The organism is Pseudomonas sputi, assembly GCF_021603585.1.
GTDB lineage: Bacteria > Pseudomonadota > Gammaproteobacteria > Pseudomonadales > Pseudomonadaceae > Aquipseudomonas > Aquipseudomonas sputi.
This window is the reverse complement of sequence record NZ_BQHI01000022.1, coordinates 21,248-39,673: the sequence shown is the minus strand read 5'-3', so window position 1 is coordinate 39,673 and position 18,426 is coordinate 21,248. Positions and strand designations below refer to the sequence as shown.

At 62.0% G+C, this 18,426-nt stretch carries 18 protein-coding genes; 5 read left to right on the top strand and 13 right to left on the bottom strand.

Annotated features, from left to right (window positions below; genetic code table 11):
- Nucleotides 1–7: 7 nt before the first annotated feature.
- Both pgeF and rluD read right to left on the bottom strand, forming a co-directional pair.
- Nucleotides 8–730: a peptidoglycan editing factor PgeF gene (gene pgeF / locus L6D81_RS22935; protein WP_236182042.1), complete on the bottom strand. Its 723-nt coding sequence runs from the start codon at nt 728–730 to the stop codon at nt 8–10.
- Nucleotides 727–1,689, bottom strand: a complete 963-nt coding sequence (gene rluD / locus L6D81_RS22930; RefSeq protein WP_236182041.1) for a 23S rRNA pseudouridine(1911/1915/1917) synthase RluD — start codon at nt 1,687–1,689, stop codon at nt 727–729. The genes pgeF and rluD overlap by 4 nt, the downstream gene beginning before the upstream one ends.
- A gap of 152 nt (nt 1,690–1,841) precedes the next feature.
- Between rluD and L6D81_RS22925 the strand changes: the two genes are divergently transcribed.
- The 4 genes from L6D81_RS22925 (at nt 1,842) to L6D81_RS22910 (ending at nt 6,139) form a co-directional block, all read left to right on the top strand.
- Complete coding sequence (locus L6D81_RS22925; protein WP_039771681.1) at nt 1,842–2,858, top strand: outer membrane protein assembly factor BamD; 1,017 nt, start codon at nt 1,842–1,844, stop codon at nt 2,856–2,858.
- Between the two features lie 125 nt (nt 2,859–2,983).
- Nucleotides 2,984–3,217: a PP0621 family protein gene (locus L6D81_RS22920; RefSeq protein WP_236182040.1), complete on the top strand. Its 234-nt coding sequence runs from the start codon at nt 2,984–2,986 to the stop codon at nt 3,215–3,217.
- Nucleotides 3,207–4,796 carry a sensor histidine kinase gene (locus L6D81_RS22915; protein WP_236182039.1) on the top strand — a complete coding sequence of 530 codons (1,590 nt, stop codon included), beginning with the start codon at nt 3,207–3,209 and terminating at the stop codon, nt 4,794–4,796. The genes L6D81_RS22920 and L6D81_RS22915 overlap by 11 nt, the downstream gene beginning before the upstream one ends.
- Nucleotides 4,793–6,139 (top strand): sigma-54-dependent transcriptional regulator, encoded by a 1,347-nt coding sequence (locus L6D81_RS22910; protein ID WP_236182038.1) that lies wholly within the window; start codon nt 4,793–4,795, stop codon nt 6,137–6,139. Before L6D81_RS22915 ends, L6D81_RS22910 begins: the two co-directional genes overlap by 4 nt.
- Before the next feature lie 59 nt (nt 6,140–6,198).
- Here L6D81_RS22910 and thiO read toward each other — a convergent pair whose 3' ends face one another.
- The 7 genes from thiO to L6D81_RS22875 are packed head-to-tail and all read right to left on the bottom strand — an operon-like array spanning nt 6,199 to nt 12,971.
- Complete coding sequence (thiO, locus tag L6D81_RS22905) at nt 6,199–7,299, bottom strand: glycine oxidase ThiO (protein WP_236182037.1); 1,101 nt, start codon at nt 7,297–7,299, stop codon at nt 6,199–6,201.
- Nucleotides 7,300–7,356: 57 nt separating this feature from the next.
- Nucleotides 7,357–7,758: a type IV pilin protein gene (locus L6D81_RS22900; RefSeq protein WP_085648738.1), complete on the bottom strand. Its 402-nt coding sequence runs from the start codon at nt 7,756–7,758 to the stop codon at nt 7,357–7,359.
- Nucleotides 7,759–7,772: 14 nt separating this feature from the next.
- Nucleotides 7,773–10,865: a pilus assembly protein gene (locus L6D81_RS22895; protein WP_236182036.1), complete on the bottom strand. Its 3,093-nt coding sequence runs from the start codon at nt 10,863–10,865 to the stop codon at nt 7,773–7,775.
- Nucleotides 10,852–11,331 (bottom strand): pilus assembly PilX family protein, encoded by a 480-nt coding sequence (locus tag L6D81_RS22890; protein WP_236182035.1) that lies wholly within the window; start codon nt 11,329–11,331, stop codon nt 10,852–10,854. The genes L6D81_RS22895 and L6D81_RS22890 overlap by 14 nt, the downstream gene beginning before the upstream one ends.
- A 10-nt stretch (nt 11,332–11,341) precedes the next feature.
- Entirely contained in the window at nt 11,342–12,055 is a 714-nt protein-coding gene (locus L6D81_RS22885) for a PilW family protein (RefSeq protein WP_236182034.1), read from the bottom strand.
- Entirely contained in the window at nt 12,052–12,501 is a 450-nt protein-coding gene (gene pilV / locus L6D81_RS22880; RefSeq protein WP_236182033.1) for a type IV pilus modification protein PilV, read from the bottom strand. Before pilV ends, L6D81_RS22885 begins: the two co-directional genes overlap by 4 nt.
- Nucleotides 12,498–12,971: a GspH/FimT family pseudopilin gene (locus L6D81_RS22875; protein ID WP_064599521.1), complete on the bottom strand. Its 474-nt coding sequence runs from the start codon at nt 12,969–12,971 to the stop codon at nt 12,498–12,500. Before L6D81_RS22875 ends, pilV begins: the two co-directional genes overlap by 4 nt.
- Nucleotides 12,972–13,098: 127 nt before the next feature.
- On the opposite strand from L6D81_RS22875, the gene L6D81_RS22870 reads away from it, so the two are divergent.
- On the top strand, nt 13,099–13,653 hold the full coding sequence (locus L6D81_RS22870) for a GspH/FimT family pseudopilin (protein ID WP_236182032.1): 555 nt from the start codon (nt 13,099–13,101) through the stop codon (nt 13,651–13,653).
- On the opposite strand, the gene ispH is transcribed toward L6D81_RS22870, so the two are convergent.
- From ispH to ileS, 4 genes are all read right to left on the bottom strand, one after another.
- Nucleotides 13,625–14,569, bottom strand: coding sequence for a 4-hydroxy-3-methylbut-2-enyl diphosphate reductase (ispH, locus tag L6D81_RS22865; RefSeq protein ID WP_236182031.1), 945 nt, complete (start codon nt 14,567–14,569; stop codon nt 13,625–13,627). The genes L6D81_RS22870 and ispH overlap by 29 nt on opposite strands.
- A gap of 75 nt (nt 14,570–14,644) precedes the next feature.
- Nucleotides 14,645–15,082 carry an FKBP-type peptidyl-prolyl cis-trans isomerase gene (fkpB, locus tag L6D81_RS22860; RefSeq protein ID WP_236182084.1) on the bottom strand — a complete coding sequence of 146 codons (438 nt, stop codon included), beginning with the start codon at nt 15,080–15,082 and terminating at the stop codon, nt 14,645–14,647.
- 7 nt (nt 15,083–15,089) lie between these two features.
- The gene (gene lspA / locus L6D81_RS22855) at nt 15,090–15,602 is read right to left on the bottom strand and encodes a signal peptidase II (RefSeq protein WP_236182030.1); all 513 of its coding nucleotides are present in this window, start codon (nt 15,600–15,602) and stop codon (nt 15,090–15,092) included.
- Nucleotides 15,595–18,426 carry an isoleucine--tRNA ligase gene (gene ileS, locus L6D81_RS22850; protein ID WP_236182029.1) on the bottom strand — a complete coding sequence of 944 codons (2,832 nt, stop codon included), beginning with the start codon at nt 18,424–18,426 and terminating at the stop codon, nt 15,595–15,597. The genes lspA and ileS overlap by 8 nt, the downstream gene beginning before the upstream one ends.

The window sequence follows — 18,426 nt, the reverse complement described above, 5'->3', positions numbered from 1 at the left end:
AGAGAGTTTAGCGGGTAAGCCAGACCAGGGAGGCGAAGCGACCCGTGCGAGGTGCACGGCGATAGGAAAAGAAGCGCGGATCGGTCACGGTGCAGAAACCGCCACCATAAACAGCGGTGACACCACGAACCGCCAGACGCAGCCGCGCCAGCTTATAGATGTCAGCCATGAACTTGCCCGCGTTGTGACTCGGGACAAAGGCTGCCTCGGCTTCGGGCAATTGACTGACGAAGACTTCCCGGACTTCCGGGCCGACTTCAAAGGCTTGGGGGCCGATGGCCGGGCCGAGCCAGACCAGTACATCCCCGGCGGGTACATTCAGACTGTCGAGGGTGGCTTCCAGCACGCCAGCCGCCAGTCCACGCCAACCGGCATGCGCCGCAGCAACGCGAGTGCCGGCACGGTCGCAGAACAGCGCCGGCAGGCAGTCGGCGGTCATCGCCGCACAGGCGATACCGGGTGTCGCCGTCCAGCTGGCATCCGCGGTGGCCACCACGGACGGATCGGCATGTGCCACGGCAATCCCGTGCACTTGCTGCAGCCAGGCAGGCTTTATAGAGAAGTGTTCGGTCAGACGTCGACGGTTTTCGGCCACAGCCTCGGGGCGGTCATCGACATGATCGCCCAGATTGAGGCTGTCGAACGGCGTCTCGCTGACGCCGCCCTCGCGGGTGGTGACACAGGCCTTGACGCTGGCCGGCGCGGGCCAGTCCGGCGTCAGCCAGTTCATCCGACGAATGCCTCGCGATCCTGCTTGAGCAGGGTCAACAGCCAGACGAAGTCTTCCGGCAACGGCGATTCCCAGCTCATGCGCTCACCGGTGGTCGGGTGATCCAGTTCGAGGAACCGCGCGTGCAGGGCCTGACGCGGGAAGTGCTTGAGGGATTCGACCATGGTCTGGCTCGCGGCCGGCGGAATGCGGAAACGGCCGCCGTACGCCGGGTCGCCGACCAACGGGAAGTTGATGTGCGCCATATGCACGCGGATCTGGTGAGTACGACCGGTTTCCAGCTTCACCCGTACGTGGGTGTGGGAACGGAAGCGCTCCAGCACGCGGTAGTGGCTGACGGCCGGCTTGCCGCCTTCCATCACGGCCATGCGCTGACGCTGCTGGCCGTGACGGCCGATCGGCGCGTTGATCTTGCCGCCGGCGGTCACTACGCCGATCACGATGCACTCGTAGATCCGGCTGACGCTGCGGCTTTGCAACTGCGCGACCAGTTTGGTCTGCGCCTGAATGGTCTTGGCCACCACCATCAGACCGGTGGTGTCCTTGTCCAGACGATGCACGATACCGGCACGCGGGACATTGATGATGTCCGGGACGTGGTGCAGCAACGCGTTGAGCAAGGTGCCATCAGCGTGACCGGCAGCCGGGTGCACCACCAGGCCCGCAGGCTTGTTGATCACCAGAATGTCGTCGTCTTCATAGACGATGTCGAGTTCGATGTCCTGAGCGACCCATTCACCCTGGGCCTCCTGCTCGGCAGTCAGCTCAAGGATGGCACCGCCATGAACGATGTCGCGCGGGCGGATGACCGCCCCGTCCACAGTCAGGCGACCTTCTTTGATCCAGGCGGAAAGGCGCGAGCGCGAGTGCTCGGCGAAGAGTTGGGCGGCGACTTGATCGAGGCGTTGGCCGCCCAATTCGGACGGCACCTCTGCGCGAAGTTCAATTTTATCGGACATGCTCGGACTGGGCGTCGGCTACAGCCTTTGGTTTCGGCTGCGCGCTTGTGGTTAAATACGGCGTCTTTTGCCCCGGGGCTTTTCAACGGGGCGCTCATCATAACAGGACGGCCCCGCCCAAGACAGCGGCCGTCATAGGGACGCAAGCCGCCATGCAAGTGAAACACCTGCTGCTGATCGCCATCCTCGCATTGACCGCTGCTTGCTCATCGAAGGAAGTCGTAGACGAAAACCTGAGTGAAGCCGAGCTGTACCAGCAGGCTCAACAGGACCTGGACAACAACAGCTACACCAGCGCCACAGCCAAGCTGAAGGCTCTGGAGTCGCGTTATCCGTTCGGTCGCTACGCCGATCAGGCGCAGCTGGAACTGATCTATGCCAACTACAAGAACGCCGAGCCGGAAGCTGCAAAGTCCGCCGCCGAGCGTTTCATTCGTCTGCATCCGCAGCACCCGAACGTGGATTACGCCTACTACCTCAAGGGCCTGACCTCGTTCGACCAGGACGTCGGCCTGCTGGCGCGCTTCCTGCCGCTGGACATGACCAAGCGTGACCCGGGTGCCGCCCGCGACTCCTACAACGAGTTCGCCCAGCTGACCAGCCGCTACCCGAACAGCCGCTACGCGCCGGACGCCAAGCAGCGCATGATCTATCTGCGCAACCTGCTGGCCGCCTACGAAATCCACGTGGCCGACTACTATCTGACCCGTCAGGCCTATGTCGCTGCCGCCAACCGTGGTCGTTATGTAGTGGAAAACTTCCAGGAAACCCCATCGGTCGGCGACGGCCTGGCGGTGATGACCGAAGCCTACCAGCGCCTGCACCTGGACGATCTGGCCGCCACCAGTCTGGAAACCCTGAAGCTCAACTACCCGAACCACCCGAGCCTGCAGGACGGCCAGTTCGTGCCTCGCGTTGCCGAAGCCGACAACCGTTCGTTCCTGAGCAAGGCCACGCTGGGCCTGATCGAATCCCGTCCGCCGCTGCCGCCGGGAGAGACCCGCGCCAACCAGGACGTGCAGAAGCAGTTCCAGGACGCGAAAGACGCGATCCCGAACGAGCTCAAGCCTAAAGACGAAAACGGCGACGTGATCGAAGAGCCGGAGCCGGAGTCGAGCGACAGCGACCGTTCCATCTTCAGCTACATGACCTTCGGTCTGTTCGACTGATCACTGCGGTGATGCCAAAAAGGGAGATCTTCGGATCTCCCTTTTTATTGCCGCGTGTGATTGGGCTGTGCGCCTGTCGGGTCCTTGGCTAAACTGCCGAATCATTAGCCGAAAAGCCGCCCATCATGCTTCGTTTACTGTTCTGGATTGCCTTGATCGCCGCTGCTGTCTGGTTGTGGCGCAAATTCAAGGCCCCTGCCGCCTCCGCCCGATCGCCTCGCGAACAGGATGCCGCGCCGATGGTGCGCTGCGCCCATTGTGGCGTGCACCTGCCCCGCGACCGCGCGCTGAACCTTCAACAACAGTGGTATTGCAGCCAGGCTCACCTCGAGCAAGGCCCCGGCTCCAGTGATCGCTGAGGCCGACAACGCCAACAGCAAACAGGCTCAGCGATTGCTGCGCCTCTATCATCTGTACCGTTTGAGCGTCGGCATCACCCTGGTGTTGCTGATCTCCAGCAACATGGACAACCGCCTGCTGACCTCGGCCAACGACGAGTTGCTGCGCAATGGCAGCTGGTTGTACCTGGTGCTGAACATTCTGCTGGTGGTATTCCTCGAGAACATCCGCCGCCCGGCCCGGTTGTTCGCGCTGTCACTGGTCGACATTCTGCTGCTGTGTGGCGTGTTCTATGCGGCGGGCGGTGTGGCCAGTGCGATTGGCAACTTGCTGATCGTTTCGGTGGCCATCAGCAACACGTTGCTGCGACGACGCATCGGCTTGCTGATCGCCGCCATCGCCACCCTCGGCATCGTCGGGCTCAGCTTTCTGCTGAGCTTCAGTCACCCCTTGAGCGCCAACGACTATCTGCAGGCCGGCACCCTCGGCGCCTTGTGTTTTGCGGCCTCGTTACTGGTACAAGGGTTGATCCGCCGTCTCGAAGTCAGTGAGAACCTGGCCGAGCTGCGCGCCAGCGAAGTGGTGGGTCTCGAAGCCCTCAACGCGCTGATCCTGCAACGCATGCGCACCGGCATTCTGGTGCTCGACGAACAGCGCCGGGTGCAACTGGCCAATCACAGTGCCAGGGTCCTGCTGGGACAACCGCACCTCCAAGGCGACTTGATTGATGAGCACTCGAGCGCACTGGTCGAACGCCTGCAACTGTGGCTGAACAACCCGACCCTGCGCCCGCAAAGCCTGAAAGTCGCCGGCAACGGCCTGGAGCTGCAGCCGAGTTTCGTCGCCCTGGAACAGAGCCCGAATCGCCAGACCCTGGTGTTTCTCGAAGACCTCGCACAGATCGCCCAGCAGGCCCAGCAATTGAAACTGGCCGCGCTGGGTCGGCTGACCGCCGGTATCGCCCATGAAATCCGCAATCCGCTGGGGGCCATCAGTCATGCCGCGCAGCTGTTGCAGGAATCCGAGGAACTCGACAGCGCGGATCGGCGTCTGACGCAGATCATTCAAGACCACTCCCAGCGCATGAACCGAGTCATCGAAAACGTCCTGCAACTGTCCCGCCGCCAGCAGAGCGCACCGCAACGGCTGGATCTCAAGCCGTGGCTGGAGCAGTTTGTCGACGAGAGCCGCGAACAGGCCGGCGAGCATCAGCAGATTCACCTGCACATCGGCCCGGGGGACTTCCGCACCCTGATGGATCCCGGCCAGCTCACGCAGATTCTCGACAATCTGTTACGTAACGGTTGGCGCCACAGTGCCCTGCTGCACGATCCGGCCGAGGTCTGGCTGACGCTGTCCATCGACCCCGAGAGCACGCTGGCCGTGCTTGAGGTGCAAGACAATGGCCCCGGCGTGCCGCTGGATCATCAAGCCCACCTGTTCGAACCGTTCTTTACCACCACCAGCCAGGGCACCGGCCTTGGGCTTTATCTGTCCCGTGAGCTGTGCGAAAGCAATCAAGCGCGCCTAGACTTCAAATCACGCCAAGGCGGCGGCTGCTTTCGCATCACCTTTGCTCACGGACGGAAACAAAGTTGAACACGAGCCCACGGCAAAAAATCCTCATCGTCGACGACGAGCCGGATATCCGCGAACTCCTGGAAATCACCCTGGGACGGATGAAACTCGACACCTTCAGCGCACGCAATCTCGCAGAAGCCCAGGCGCTGCTGCACCGCGAGAGCTTCGAGCTGTGCCTGACCGACATGCGCCTGCCCGACGGCACCGGCCTGGAACTGGTGCAGCATATTCAGCAGCGTTATCCCCAACTGCCGGTAGCCATGATCACCGCCTACGGCAGCCTGGAAACGGCGATCAACGCCTTGAAGGCCGGGGCTTTCGACTTCCTGACCAAACCCGTGGACCTGACACGCCTGCGTGAGCTGGTCGGCTCGGCGTTGCGCATGCCGGCGGCAGGTAATGTCTGCACCTCGATCGACCGGCGGCTGCTTGGCGATTCACCGCCGATGCGCAACCTGCGCAAGCAGATCGACAAACTGGCCCGCAGCCAGGCACCGGTCTACATCAGCGGCGAGTCCGGCAGTGGCAAGGAGCTGGTCGCCCGACTGATTCATGAACAAGGCCCGCGGGCCAGCCAGCCATTTGTGCCGGTGAACTGCGGGGCGATTCCTTCAGAGTTAATGGAAAGCGAATTTTTCGGCCACCGCAAAGGCAGTTTCAGCGGCGCGGTGGAGGATAAACCGGGGCTGTTTCAGGCGGCCCATGGCGGCACGCTGTTTCTCGATGAAGTGGCGGATCTGCCGCTGCCGATGCAGGTCAAGCTGCTGCGGGCGATCCAGGAAAAAGCCGTGCGCAGCGTCGGCGGTCAACAGGAAACCGTGGTTGACGTGCGCATCCTTTGCGCGACGCACAAGGATCTCGACGCGGAAGTGGCTGCCGAGCGCTTTCGTCAGGATCTGTATTACCGGTTGAACGTGATCGAACTGCGTGTGCCGTCCCTGCGCGAACGCCGCGATGACATCGAAACACTGGCCGGCCACATGCTCAAACGCCTGGCCAATGGCACCGGGCAACCGGCGGCACGTCTTCATCCCCATGCCCTTGAGGCGCTGAAAAACTACCGTTTCCCGGGCAACGTGCGGGAGCTGGAGAACGTGCTTGAACGGGCACACACCCTGTGTGAAAACCGCACGATCGAGACCGATGATTTACGCCTGAGTGAAGGTAACGGCGCCGCCGAGGGCGGAGCTGCCGATCTCACCCAGATCGACAACCTCGAAGACTATCTTGAGAGCGTCGAGCGCAAACTGATTTTGCAGGCGCTGGAGGAAACCCGCTGGAATCGCACGGCGGCGGCGCAGCGGTTGAGCCTGTCGTTTCGGTCGATGCGCTACAGGCTCAAGAAACTGGGGCTGGATTAAGGGCCCCTTCGCGGGCTTGCCCGCGAAAGCTATTTGTCAGTTACCGGAAGAAAAACTGACTAGATACGTCCGGCCGGAGCATACGGCGCCGGATCGATGATCGGCGCGCGCCCCAGCATCACGTCGGCAAACAACTGACAGGACGCCGGCGCCAGCACCAGCCCATTGCGGTAATGCCCGCAGTTCAGCCACAGACCGTCAAACCCCGGAACCCGGCCAATGTAAGGAATGCCCTCGGGCGAACCCGGTCGCAGCCCGGCCCAATGCCCCACCACTTCGGCATCGGCCAGCGCCGGCAGCAACTCGACCGCCGATGCCTTGAGGCTTTCCAGCGCGTTATTCGTCGGGGTCTTGTCGAAGCCTTCGTGCTCCAGCGTACTGCCGATCAGAATGTGCCCGTCACGACGCGGAATGGCGTAGCGCCCCTTGGCCAGCACCATGCTCGGCAGGAAATCCGCCGCGCACTTGTAGAGAATCATCTGGCCCTTGACCGGCTCCACCGGCAGGGAAAGGTTCAGGGTCTTGAGCAGTGCGCCGCTCCACGCGCCCGCCGTCAGCACGATCTGATCGCCAGCGATCACACCGGTGGAAGTCTGCACGCCCACCACCCGTTCGCCTTCACGGACGAACCCGCTGACTTCGCACTGCTCGTGAATCGTCACGTTCGGCAGCGCCTGCAACGCTGCTTTCAAAGACTTCACCAGTCGCGGGTTGCGCACGTTGGCCACATCGGCCATGTAGATCGCCCGGGAAAAGCCGCCACCGAGCACCGGCACCGCATCATGCGCCGCCGAAATATCCACAGCCCGCAACGGGCGGTTCTCCCGCGCAGCCCAGGCCAGCGCTTCGGCTTCGTCATCCAGATCCAGCCAATACAGGCCGGTGGTATGCACTTCGGGATCGACTCCGGTATCGGCAAAAAGACGCTCGCCCAGCTGTGGATAAAAATCCTGCGACCAGTGCGCCAGCGCGGTGACGGCCGGGCTGTAGCGCCACGGGTACAGCGGAGACACGATACCGCCACCGGCCCAGGACGATTCCTGGCCGACGTTCGAACGATCCAGCAGCACCACGCTGCCGACCTCGGAGGCGAGGTTGTACGCCGTGAGCAGGCCAATCACCCCGCCACCGACAATCACCACTTGCTGTTGCCTGGTCATGTTTGATCCAACCGTAAAAAAGACAGTGGGCGCAAATGGCGCCCGAAATAAAGCGGCTCAGCGGCCCCAGCAATCCTTGGTGGTCAGCCCGGTGGTCGCGTTGTTCATGCTTCTGACACCGGTGTTGGTGAGGGTGAAATCCCCGCACTTGTCAGTGGCCATGGCCGTGCCGGTCTTGCGGGTCGCGGTCAGCAGGAAGGTCTGATCGGTGATCGTCGGCGTGATGGTGTAGAAATCGTTGCCGGTGCTCAACCCGGTGACACCGGTGTAGACGTTGTTCTTCGAATAGAAGCGCTCGAGGATCTGTGCCTGTTCCGACAAAGTGCTGACGACGTCTGCACGACGGCCTTTCTTCACGTACTCGGTGAGGCTCGGATAGCCGATGGTGATGACGATACCGATGATCGCAATCACGATCATGATTTCGATCAAGGTGAAACCCCGGTTGGATCTGCGCATGCCTCAACTCTCACTTACTGTATTTGTCGCCACATGATACGACGGCTGCCGCCGCCGGATTTTTCCACCAGGGTGGTGATACCGCCACTGGAATCGTTCACGACCTTGCGTGATGCACCGTTGACGATGGCGTTCAGGGTCGGGATACCACCGGTGAACACCACGCCGCTGGAAATCGTGTCGTTGCTGTCGACCACGCCATCGGCATTGGTGTCGAGCACCGCGTAGTTGAGCATCTTACCGCTGAACGCATCGAGTTCGATCAGTTTGCCGGTACCGAAACTGGAACACGGGTCGGTGGTATCGACACTGGCCGTGGTGAACACGATGCGTCCCAGCACCAGACTGGCCTGATTGATCACCCGTTCGCCAGTCAAGGCGTTGTTGTACACCAGCGGCAGATACCAGCCCTTCTCCGCCGGATAAGTCGTGTCATTCTGGCTGGTGGTGACGAACTGCCCGGTACTGCCGGAGAACACCCCGGTAATCGCCTGCGCCTGCAAACTGCTGACCGTGATCTGGCCCGACCCGCCATCGGCATCCCACACCGAATAGAACGCCTGCAAATCCTTGTTGGTCTTGTCGGCGGTTTCGTTGAATTTACCGGTGCCGACGAAAATCTGTTTTCCGCCCAGAGCGTTGTCCGCCAGCAACGGTTGCGCAGTGATCGGCTGAGTCGCCCCGCCGGCCGTGGTGAACAACGGTTTGCCGGCAAACGCCACGCCCCAGCTGTCGGACGAAGTGGCGCTGAGATCGAACTTCCACAACCGCCCCTTCAAGTCACCGCCATAGGCTGCCTGCACCACGTTCTGCGAATTGACCCGCAACTTCACCGAGGACAAACCGTTGGTGGTTTCCGTACTGTCGATGACGATTTTTTTGATCAGCGAGCCGTCACGCACATCCAGCACATACAGCGCCGCCACCCCGGAGTTGCTGCCGTAACCGTTGGCAATGAACGCCGCCCAGCGACCATCGGCCAAGCGTGCCACTTCCGGACGGGCGTATGCATAACCCAGATCATTAAAAGCGTTGGAAGGGCTGGCGGTGGCCGGCGCGCTGACTTCCCACAAGGCGCGGATGATGTTGCCCGCCGAGGCGTCGAACAGCTGAAGGCCATAGAAGGTCTTGCCACCGGCTCCTGTCCCGCCGATGGCCAGGGTTTTCCAGGCCGTGCCGAATTGCGCGTCGAATACACCGAGCTGACCATCCACCAGAAACTTGTGGCTGACGCCGTTGACGTAGTTCGGATCGGCAATCAGGCGCAGCGAGGGCAATACGCTGGACGGCATGTAGGCATAGCGCCGGGTACCGTTGGCCGAGTTGATGACGCTGACAAAACCGTCGTTGGCGTTCACCACCAGGCTGGTATTCATGTTCGAAGCCTTGGTGGTCAGGTAGGTGCTGTAAGTGGTGTCACCGGCCAGATCGGAAGCGGTCTTTTCCGTGGGCGAGGCCAGCACCAGCGGCGAGTTGATGATGTCCCCGAGCAACACACTGCGCACTTTGAGCCCGGTCTTGTTGGTGCCCTTGCTCCATTCGACCAGGTCGCTGCCGCTGATGCCGGCGGGCAAACCCTGGTTGAGGACGGTCTGCTGGGCCGGGGAGAAGTTGCCGTAGGCCAACGTTACCGCCGCGTTGTTCAGGGAGTTCCACGACTGATAGGTCGGCGCAGTGGCACTGGGCACGATGGCCGTATCGGTGGTCCACAGCACGGCCGACGTATTGACCGCCCCGGCCGAGTTGAACCCAAAGGACTTGATCGTGCCGCGCCAGTCTTTGGGGTCGTAGGTGGTTTGGAAAAAACTGCTGCTGCCGGTCAGCGTGGTGCTGCTGGTCACACCCGCACCGCCGGACCCAGCCTTGGAGGTGATGTCGCTCAACGCCGAAGACAGCGCGGCATTCAGGCCGGCACTGTCGGTCGCCTGGTAGTAGCGGCCCTGTCCGTAGTCGGCGGCGTCCGAGAGCATGTCGTTGGAAGCGGTGAAACCTACGGTGTAGGTGTTCATGTTCTGCCTGGGGAAATCCACCGCGTTCCAGCTCTTGCCCGCCGCGTCGGTGCCGGAGGAGCGCATGTCGATGTCGAAGGCGAACTTGGCGATATCGTCCAGGTACAGCGTATCGCCCTCCCCGTCCCCGTTCAGGTTGTTTCCGTCATTGTTGATGCCGTCCCAGTTCGGCAGGCGGCTGCCGCCCAGCGGGTCGTTGCTCGGGAAGGTGCGGTCGTAGGTCGGCAGGCCGTCGGTGATGACCACGCCGTAGTTTTTCTGGCAGCGGTACTGGATCGGGCTGGTGTAGGTGCTGGGGGTGCTGTTGTAGTACGGCGCCATCCCGCGCATGTAGCGGGTGATTTCGTAGTAGGTCTCGGCCAGTGGCGTGTTGGCCACCGCGCTCAGGCCGTTGATCGAGGAAATCAGTGCGTTGTAGTTGGTGTCGGCCTGGGCCTGGGTCACGCTGCCGCTGACCGCTGACAGATCGCTGATGGAACGGGCAATGAAACCACCGTTGCCGGGGTTGTTGCTGGTGGCCGGGTTGAACGTGGCCAGACCCATGCGCAGGTTGCGATTGCTGGTGACCAGTGTGGTGGAAACGTTGCGCGCCACGTTGATCCGGTAATCGTTGGGAATGGCTCCGGTGGTGAAGTCGCGCGTGCCGTTGTTGATCGCCAGCCCGACCACGTAGGAAATGTAATCCGCCGAATAGCGGGTGTTGCCGCTGCCCACCGGATCCGGCAATTTCAGGCAGAGCGGCGTCAGGCTGTTGTTGTAGAACGCATAGGCGCCGCCGGAGCAGCCAGAGGTCGGCAGGCTCGAAAGAAAGATCGTATCGCCAGTGATGGCGGTCGAGCTGAAGCACAGCCCAATGACCGCGTTGCACTGCCGGGCCGGCGTTCGATCCACGGTCGGATCAAATCCTGCCGCATAGATGATGCTGTTCATGCTGCCCGAGTCGTCGATCATCAACATGACGTTCGGTGGCACGGCCGCCGCGCTCAACAGCGGCGAATCGGACGGCGTGAAAGCAAACGCCGGTGCAGCCAGATAAAGCCCGGTCAGCATGCCGAGCAGCAGCGACAGCCACTTGAAGCGTCGCTCAGTACTTCGCATAGACACTCTCCACCACACTGCGCGAAGTGCCGGCGATGCCGACGGCCGTGACACGGTACAACGTCGCCGAGGTATTGCTCGGTACGTTCACCGCCGTCAGGGTCGTGCCGATGTTCTGCACTCCGTAAAACCCGCTGCCGGCGGCGATCCAGGTAACGCCCGACGTGGAATTGAACCCTGCCGCGCTGACCACCGAGGACTCCGCCGGCGGCGCACATTGGGTGGCGCTGGCGCACACCGCCAGCGCGTAGCCGTCCAGTTGCACCGCACTCTCGCCGATACGCAGCGCGGCCTCGGCCGTCTGGAACGATTGATTGCGCAGGCTCACGCTGCCCGCCATTTTTTCCTGGAGGTTGGCGCTTTGCATCGAAGACAAGCCGATCACCGTCAGAAGCAGCAGGAACACCAGGCTGACCAGCAACACCATGCCGCCCTGGGACCGTCGCCGATGGAGAGAAAGATTCATCGCTTGCCCCTCACTGCAAGCGGTTGCGCAAGGCGGCAACCACGTTGAAGGTTTGATTGCGGACCCGGTTGTTCGGGTCAGTGAGGGTCAGGCTCAGGCGCACGCTGCGAATCCGCGCCGGATCACCGGGATTGGTGCTGTAGGTAGACGCCGCGACATCGGTCGCGGAACTCGCCAGACCAAACATCACCGTGAACGCACTGACATTGTTCACCAGCACCTGCTGGGCCGGATTGCCACTGCCGGTGCCCATCAGAATCTGGTTGTTGCTGAAGCTGTAGACCAGCCGACGGATCGGGAACGCGATCTGCCCCGTCGCGGCTGCCCGTGCGCCGGTATAAGCAATGGCGCTGTTGCGGCAATCGGAGACCACGGTCCAGGTCGGCGTTCCGCCCGCGCTGCCGACATCAGCGGTAACCAGGGTCAGTTTGAGGTTGGCGTTGTCCCAGCTGATCGGCGTGATCTGGGCCGCATTGAAATCCCCCGCCGAGCTGGAATCGGTAATCGTGCCCAGGCAGCCGAACATGCCCACCATGCGCAGTTCCTGAATCATCTTGCTCAGCACGAACCGCGCGTCTTCCTGCATGGCGGCGGCGCTGTTCTGGCTGACGTAGGTGTTTTTCGCCGCCAGGAAGATCTGCACCACACCGAGCACCACGATCAGCCCCAACGCCAGGGCGACCAGCATTTCGATCAGACCGAAACCCAGGTTATGCCGCTTCATGGCGTGGCCACCGGATCGACCGCGGCGCGGCTGCTCAGGACAAAGCTGCGGGTTGCACCGGTCGTATTGGCGGCGCGCGCGTCACTCCAGGTGATGGTGATGGTGTACACGCGTTGATTGAGGGTGATGCTGCCGGTGGCGGTCGGGCCGCCGAAATTGACGATATTGGTGGTGAAGTCGTAGAGATCCTGATCCCGGGCGACACTCAGGTTGCCCGTGGTCGGCGGTGTGACGGTGTAGTCGGCGCCGGAATTGGCGCGAATCCTGTCCATCATGTCGTAGGCGATGAAACTCGCCTGGCTGGTCATGCGCGAACTGTCGGTGTACTTCAGCGCATTGAGCTGGACCGCCGCCGCGCCCAACAACCCGACCGTCAGAATCAACAACGCGACCAGCACTTCGATCAGCGTCATGCCTTCCTGTGCGTGCTTGCTCCCTGCCCTCATCCGCAACTTCCACCCAATTGAATTCGTCCGTTCAGACACACGTTCAGCGTCCTGCTTTGCGTGCCCAGCGTGTAACTGATGACCACCGCCGTGGACGGTGCCGCCAGCCCGCCCAGATTGTTGAAGTCCAGTGCGGTCACTCCAGAGGGTAGCGTCAGAGTCGCGCCGCTGCTCATCGCTGGAACAACCCGCAATACATTGGCCGGAGTGCCAGTACTGTCGTAGACCGACAGCTCACCGGTCCAGACACTGCCGCCGGCGCTCGGCCGCAAGCGGGTGGTGACGCCCCGGTTGATCGCCTCGAGCCTTGCGTAATTGAGGGCCCGTTGCAGGTCGCCGACTTCGGTGTCGGCCTTGCTGCCCTGCACCGAACGGGTGAATGCCGGCACCGCCATCGTGATCAGGATCACAAACACCGCGACCGCCACCAACAGCTCGATCAGCGTGAAACCTTTTGTACGATGATCCATCGATGCCCTCCGTTGCCGTCGGCTATACCTGTACAAACCTAGAACATTCGACCGGCGGGCGCCGGTTGATTTACCGCGTGCAGCGCACGGACTGCGCTGCTGTGCACAATCCAGGGAGGACGCGCACATGCCGCAACAGGGTTTCAGTCTGGTCGAACTGCTTATGGGACTGGCGATCGGCGCAATTGTTCTGTCGCTGGTCAGTCCGGCGCTGGCGGACTTCACCGAATCAAACCGGCGGCAGCAGGCCGCGCAGTCTCTGCTCGACGGGATTCGCAATGCCCGGACCATGGCCATCACGCGCAATCAGAGCGTGGTGATTCATGGCATCAACGGCGATTGGGGCCAGGGCTGGCGGATCATTCTGGATCTCAGCGGAAAGGGACCGGGGGATGCCGGTAATCCATTGCTGATCGAGCAGGCGAGTGACGGAAAGATACCGATTGTCGGCAACTGGCTGGTGAGCCGGTACATACGCTTCAGCAGCCTGGGCCAGCCACTGGTGCCGGACCGCAAGTTTCAGGCGGGGACGTTACATCTGTGCTCGGCTCGCGAGCCGGTCAGCCAGCTTCAGGTGGTGCTGGCGGCGACCGGTCGCGTACGCCTGGCCAACCAAAAGGCTGAACAGGCGCTGTGCCGAAAGGATAAGGCGGTCAGATCGAGCGAACGCGCAGCTCTTTAGGCATCGAGAACGTGATGTTCTCCGCACGCCCGTCAAGCTCGTCAGCGCCGGTGGCGCCCCAGGCCTGCAACTGCTGGATCACGCCGCGCACCAGAACTTCCGGGGCGGAAGCACCGGCGGTGATGCCGATACGCTCGACACCGTCGAACCAGCTCTTCTGCAGGTCTTCGGCGCCATCGATCAGGTAGGCCGGCGTGGCCATGCGTTCGGCCAGTTCACGCAGGCGGTTGGAGTTGGAACTGTTCGGGCTGCCCACCACCAACACCACGTCGCATTCGTCGGCCAGTTGCTTGACCGCGTCCTGACGGTTCTGGGTGGCGTAGCAGATATCGTCCTTGCGCGGCCCGCCAATGGCCGGGAAACGCGTACGCAGCGCATCGATGACGCGGCTGGTGTCATCCATGGACAACGTGGTCTGGGTGACAAAGGCGAGTTTGTCGGGGTTGCGCACCTGCAACTCGGCGACATCCTTCTCGTCTTCGACGAGGTAGATCGCGCCACCGTTGCTGGCGTCGTACTGGCCCATGGTGCCTTCGACTTCCGGGTGGCCGGCGTGGCCGATCAGGATGCACTCGCGACCGTCACGGCTGTACTTCGCGACTTCGATGTGCACCTTGGTCACCAGCGGGCAGGTGGCGTCGAACACTTTCAGGCCACGACCGGCGGCTTCGGTACGCACGGCTTGCGAGACGCCGTGGGCACTGAAGATCACGATGACATCGTCCGGCACCTGATCCAGCTCTTCGACGAAGATCGCGCCACGACTGCGCAGGTCCTCAACCACGAACTTGTTGTGCACCACTTCATGACGCACGTAGATCGGCGGCCCGAAGACCTCCAGGGCGCGGTTGACGATTTCGATCGCCCGGTCCACGCCGGCGCAGAAGCCACGGGGGTTGGCGAGTTTGATTTGCATGCGGTGCCTCGTGTCTTGCGCGCGAAAGATTGGATCACTACGGGAGCCGGTCAGCCGGCTCCTGCAGAACAGCGATTACAGTGCTTTGACGTTGATGATTTCGACGTCAAAGGTCAGCGTCTTGCCAGCCAGCGGGTGGTTGAAGTCGACGGTCACTTGCGCGTCGTCGAACTCTTTCACCACACCCGGCAGCTCAGTATTGGCCGCATCGTTGAAGATCACCAGCAGACCCGGCGACAGCTCCATGTCCACGAACTGCGAACGCGGGATGATCTGCACGTTTTGTGGGTTCGGCTGGCCGAAGGCGTTTTCCGGTTCGACGGTCAGGGTACGCTTGTCGCCGGCCTTGAAACCGAACAGGGCAGCCTCGAAGCCTGGCAGCAGGTTGCCGTCGCCGACCTTGAAAGTCGCCGGTGCCTTGTCGAAGGTGCTGTCGACCGTGTCGCCGTTCTCCAGGCGCAATGCAAAGTGCAAGGTGACTTCCGTGTTCTGGCCGATGCGCTGCTCAGCCAATACCTGTTCAGTCATGAACGGTTTCTCCGGTTTTTTTACTTTTGAACATGTCCAGTGCCAGCATCACCGCGCCAACGGTGATGGCGCTGTCGGCGAAGTTGAACGCCGGGAAGTACCAGCGGTTCTGCCAGTGCACCAGAATGAAGTCGATCACATGGCCCAGGGCAATGCGGTCATACAGATTGCCCAGTGCGCCGCCCAGCACCAGCGCCAGTGCGATGGCCAGCCAGGTTTCGTTGCGGCCCAGGCGCTTGAGCCAGACTACCAGCACCGCACTGACCGCGATTGCGATCAGGGCGAACAGCCAGCGCTGCCAGCCCGAGCTGTCCGCGAGGAAGCTGAAGGCGGCGCCAGTGTTGTAGGCCAGTGTCCAGCTGAAGTAATCAGGGATGATCACGATCTGCTGGAACATCTCGAGCTTGTCTTCGAAGTAGAACTTGCTGGCCTGGTCGATGACCAGAACCAGCAAGCTCAACCAGAGCCAGCTCAGCCGTCCGAAACGGCCAACGGCATTAGGCATAGTGACGAACCTCGCCGGCACCATCGATGTTGTCCACGCAACGGCCGCAGATTTCCGGATGCTCCGGATTCACGCCGACGTCTTCGCGGCAGTGCCAGCAACGGGCACATTTCGGGAAGGCGGATTTGACGATCTTCAGCTTCAGGCCGCTGACTTCGGTGGCCACGGCATCGGCCGGAGCCTGCACGAACGGCGCAACAGTGGCGGTCGAGGTGATCAGGACAAAGCGTAGCTCGTTGCTCAGCTTGGCCAGATCAGCGGTCAGCGCTTCCTCGGCGAACAGCGTCACTTCGGCTTGCAGGTTGCCACCGACGGCCTTGGCCGCGCGCTGGATTTCCATCTCTTTGTTGACCGCCACCTTCACTTCCATGATGCGATCCCAGTACTCGCGACCCAGCTCGAAGCCTTCCGGCAACTCGGTCAGGCCTTCGTACCAGGTGTTGAGCATCACCGACTCGTTGCGTTCGCCCGGCAGGTATTGCCACAGTTCGTCGGCGGTGAAGGCCAGGATCGGCGCGATCCAGCGCACCAGCGCTTCGGAGATGTGGAACAGCGCGGTCTGGCACGAACGACGGGCCTTGCTGTCGGCGCCGGTGGTGTACTGGCGGTCCTTGATGATGTCGAGATAGAAACCACCCAGCTCCTGCACGCAGAAGTTGTGGATCTTCGAGTAGACGTTCCAGAAACGGTATTCGCCGTAGTGCTCTTGCAGCTCGCGTTGCAGCAGCAGGGTGCGGTCCACCGCCCAGCGATCCAGCGCCAGCATGTCTTCGGCCGGCAGCAGGTCGGTGGCCGGGTTGAAACCGGTCAGGTTGGAAAGCAGGAAACGCGCGGTGTTACGGATACGACGATAGGCGTCCGCACTGCGCTGCAGGATCTGCTCGGACACGGCCATCTCGCCCGAGTAGTCGGTCGAGGCGACCCACAGACGCATGATGTCGGCGCCCAGGGTGTCGTTGACTTTCTGCGGCGCGATCACGTTGCCCAGGGACTTGGACATCTTGCGACCGGACTCGTCCACGGTGAAACCGTGAGTCAGCAGCTCGCGGTACGGCGCGTGGTTGTCGATGGCGCAACCGGTCAGCAAGGACGAGTGGAACCAGCCACGGTGCTGGTCCGAACCTTCCAGGTACAGGTCGGCACGCGGGCCGGTCTCGTGACCCATCGGGTGCGAACCGCGCAGGACGTGCCAGTGAGTGGTGCCCGAGTCGAACCAGACGTCAAGGGTGTCGCTGATCTTGTCGTACTGCGGCGCTTCATCGCCCAGCAGTTCGGCGGCGTCGAGTTTGAACCAGGCTTCGATGCCTTCGACTTCAACGCGCTTGGCGACTTCTTCCATCAGCTCGACGGTACGTGGGTGCAGTTCGCCGCTTTCCTTGTTCAGGAAGAACGGGATCGGCACGCCCCAGTTGCGCTGGCGAGAGATGCACCAGTCCGGACGGTTGGCGATCATCGAGTGCAGGCGCGCCTGGCCCCACGCCGGAACGAACTTGGTGTCTTCGATGGCTTTGAGCGAACGCTGGCGCAGGGTGTCGCCGGATACCGGCTCCTTGTCCATGCCGATGAACCACTGCGCGGTGGCGCGGTAGATCAGCGGGGTCTTGTGGCGCCAGCAGTGCATGTAGCTGTGTTCGATGACGGTGGTGTGCAGCAGCGCACCGACTTCGGTCAGTTTTTCGACGATGGCCGGGTTGGCCTTCCAGATGAACTGGCCGCCGAAGAACTCCAGCGACGGCACGTAGACGCCGTTGCTCTGTACCGGGTTGAGGATGTCGTCGTTGACCATGCCGTATTTCTTGCAGGTCACGAAGTCGTCCACGCCGTAGGCCGGGGCGGAGTGAACCACGCCGGTGCCAGCGCCCAGTTCCACGTAGTCGGCCAGGTACACCGGCGACAGACGGTCGTAGAACGGATGACGGAAATTGATCAGCTCCAGCGCCGAACCCGGGGCGGTGGCCAATACGTTGCCTTCGACGCCGTAACGGGTCAGGCAGGATTCGACCAGCTCTTCAGCCAGCACCAGCAGTTTGTCGCCGATGTCGACCAGCGCGTAGGTGAATTCCGGGTGAACGTTGAGCGCCTGGTTGGCCGGGATGGTCCACGGGGTGGTGGTCCAGATCACGATCGAGGCAGGTTTGCTCAGGGACGGCAGACCGAACGCGGCGGCCAGTTTGGCTTCGTCGGCGATCGGGAAGGCCACGTCGATGGTCGAGGACTTCTTGTTCTCGTACTCGACTTCCGCTTCGGCCAGGGCCGAACCGCAATCAAAGCACCAGTTCACAGGTTTCAAGCCCTTGAACACGAAACCGCCCTTGACGATTTCGGCGAGGGCGCGGATTTCACCGGCCTCGTTCTTGAAGTTCATGGTCTTGTACGGGTTGGCGAAGTCGCCCAGCACGCCGAGACGGATGAACTCGGTCTTCTGCCCTTCGATCTGCTCGGTGGCGTAGGCACGGCACAGTTCGCGGGTCTTGTCCGCGCCCAGGTTCTTGCCGTGGGTCACTTCAACCTTGTGTTCGATCGGCAGGCCGTGGCAATCCCAGCCCGGGACATACGGCGCATCAAAGCCCGACAGGGTCTTCGAGCGGATGATCATGTCCTTGAGAATCTTGTTCAGTGCGTGACCGATGTGGATCGTACCGTTGGCGTACGGAGGGCCGTCGTGCAGGACGAACTTCGGACGATCCTTGCCAATCTCGCGCAACTTTCCGTACAGGCCAATACTGTCCCAGCGCTGCAGGATCTGCGGTTCGCGCTGTGGCAGGCCGGCCTTCATTGGGAAGGCGGTGTCCGGAAGGTTTAGCGTGGCTTTATAGTCGGTCAT